Source organism: Pseudonocardia sp. EV170527-09 (genome assembly GCF_008369905.1).
Lineage (GTDB): Bacteria > Actinomycetota > Actinomycetes > Mycobacteriales > Pseudonocardiaceae > Pseudonocardia.
Genome location: NZ_VRMC01000637.1, coordinates 1 through 240 on the forward strand (window position 1 = coordinate 1; position 240 = coordinate 240).

1 pseudogene is annotated in these 240 nt (G+C 69.6%); it reads right to left on the bottom strand.

What is annotated here, in order from left to right:
- Positions 1-240 (bottom strand): annotated as a pseudogene (locus tag FVA95_RS30355) (IS1380 family transposase); the annotation flags it as partial.

Below are 240 nucleotides of genomic sequence, written 5' to 3' on the forward strand. Positions count from 1 at the left end.
CCGCTGATCGATCAGCCGCCACATCGTGGTCGTCGAGGCTTTCGCCCCGAGCACGTGTTCACGGTCACCGCACAGTTGACCGACTGCGTCGATGCAGTCCGCGCCGTCGGCGACTACAGCCGCCAGATCAGCGAACACCTCTCCGGGCGCGTACACCCACGGGCCGCGGTAGGTGTCGGCCAACGCGGCGGTGACCTGCGCCGATAGGCCGGTCCGGTCGGCGAGCTCGCGCAGCATGCC